Origin of the sequence: Exiguobacterium sp. ZOR0005 (genome assembly GCF_000798975.1) — a bacterium.
Lineage (GTDB): Bacteria > Bacillota > Bacilli > Exiguobacteriales > Exiguobacteriaceae > Exiguobacterium > Exiguobacterium aurantiacum.
Genome location: NZ_JTLB01000042.1, coordinates 1 through 1,156, shown reverse-complemented (window position 1 = coordinate 1,156; position 1,156 = coordinate 1). Strand labels below are relative to the sequence as shown.

Here is a 1,156-nt window from a genome sequence, read left to right as displayed (position 1 = left end):
ATGCCGAACACGGAAGTTAAGCGCTTCAGCGCCGAAAGTAGTTGGGGGTCTCCCCCTGTGAGGATAGGACGTTGCCAGGCGATTTATTTTTTTGAAAAAGTTATTGACTTATCTTCTTTTGACATTTAAAATAGGTAAAGTCGATACAATTATTAATGTGGTCCTGTGGTGTAGTGGTTAACATGCCTGCCTGTCACGCAGGAGATCGCGGGTTCGAATCCCGTCAGGACCGCCATTTTATTTAATTTAATATGTTGTGGCTTTGTAGCTCAGTTGGTAGAGCAAAGGACTGAAAATCCTTGTGTCGGCGGTTCGATTCCGTCCAAAGCCACCATTTACAGCGCCGGTGTAGCTCAGTTGGTAGAGCATCTGACTTGTAATCAGAGGGTCGAGGGTTCGAATCCTTTCGCCGGCACCATTTTTCTCATGGCGGTTGTGGCGAAGTGGTTAACGCACCGGATTGTGATTCCGGCATTCGAGGGTTCAATTCCCTTCAGCCGCCCCATTTTTTTAAAATTAATGAGCCATTAGCTCAGTTGGTAGAGCATCTGACTTTTAATCAGAGGGTCGCAGGTTCGAGCCCTGCATGGCTCACCATTTCTCATTAATTATTATACTTAAATATTTATGCGGGTGTGGCGGAATTGGTAGACGCGCTAGACTTAGGATCTAGTGTCTTTGACGTGGGGGTTCGAGTCCCTTCACCCGCATCTCCTCAAATTGTATAACGCGGAAGTAGTTCAGTGGTAGAATACGACCTTGCCAAGGTCGGGGTCGCGGGTTCGAATCCCGTCTTCCGCTCCATTTAATATGCGGTCGTGGCGGAATCGGTAGACGCGCTAGGTTGAGGGCCTAGTGGTGGTTAACACCGTGGAGGTTCAAGTCCTCTCGACCGCATTTTATTGCACCCTTAGCTCAGCTGGATAGAGCGTTAGACTACGAATCTAAAGGCCGGGAGTTCGAATCTCTCAGGGTGCACCATTTATTACGGGAAGTAGCTCAGCTTGGTAGAGCACTTGGTTTGGGACCAAGGGGTCGCAGGTTCGAATCCTGTCTTCCCGACCATTTTAATTATTTTGGTCTTTGAAAACTGAACGATGAGGCAAAAAAAGTTTTACAAGTTTTGATTGAAGCGCAAGCTTCGTCATTTTCAAGA

At 47.3% G+C, this 1,156-nt stretch carries 10 tRNA genes; all 10 read left to right on the top strand.

Annotated elements, in window-relative coordinates:
- The first annotated feature begins 159 nt into the window (after positions 1-159).
- Positions 160-235 (top strand) — tRNA-Asp (locus L971_RS14630).
- Between the two features lie 23 nt (positions 236-258).
- A tRNA-Phe gene (locus L971_RS14625) sits at positions 259-334 on the top strand.
- Positions 335-342: 8 nt separating this feature from the next.
- Positions 343-418 (top strand) — tRNA-Thr (locus tag L971_RS14620).
- An 11-nt stretch (positions 419-429) separates the two neighbouring features.
- Positions 430-505: transfer RNA gene (locus L971_RS14615), tRNA-His, on the top strand.
- Between the two features lie 16 nt (positions 506-521).
- Positions 522-597: transfer RNA gene (locus L971_RS14610), tRNA-Lys, on the top strand.
- Positions 598-629: 32 nt separating this feature from the next.
- Positions 630-710 (top strand) — tRNA-Leu (locus L971_RS14605).
- Positions 711-729: 19 nt separating this feature from the next.
- A tRNA-Gly gene (locus L971_RS14600) sits at positions 730-804 on the top strand.
- Between the two features lie 8 nt (positions 805-812).
- Positions 813-897: transfer RNA gene (locus L971_RS14595), tRNA-Leu, on the top strand.
- Positions 898-904: 7 nt separating this feature from the next.
- Positions 905-981, top strand: a tRNA-Arg gene (locus L971_RS14590).
- 7 nt (positions 982-988) lie between these two features.
- A tRNA-Pro gene (locus tag L971_RS14585) sits at positions 989-1,065 on the top strand.
- Positions 1,066-1,156: the final 91 nt, after the last annotated feature.